Source organism: Hymenobacter defluvii (assembly GCF_017589435.1).
GTDB classification, from domain to species: Bacteria; Bacteroidota; Bacteroidia; order Cytophagales; family Hymenobacteraceae; genus Hymenobacter; species Hymenobacter profundi.
On sequence record NZ_JAGETX010000148.1, the window covers coordinates 1 to 245 of the forward strand.

1 protein-coding gene is annotated in these 245 nt (G+C 54.7%); it reads left to right on the plus strand.

The features are described from left to right. Window positions 1–245 (plus strand): GTP-binding protein (locus J4D97_RS23390; RefSeq protein ID WP_208309679.1); only part of this gene is annotated, 245 nt, incomplete at both ends.

Consider the following 245-nt stretch of genomic DNA (forward strand, 5'->3'; position numbering starts at 1 on the left):
CGCACGTGAACATCGGTACGATCGGGCACGTCGACCACGGCAAAACCACCCTGACTGCTGCTATCACGACGGTACTGGCGAACAAAGGTCTGGCCGCTAAGCGTGACTTCTCGTCGATCGACAACGCTCCTGAAGAAAAAGAGCGTGGTATCACGATTAACACTGCCCACGTAGAGTACGCTACCGAAAATCGTCACTACGCACACGTTGACTGCCCTGGTCACGCTGACTACGTGAAGAACATG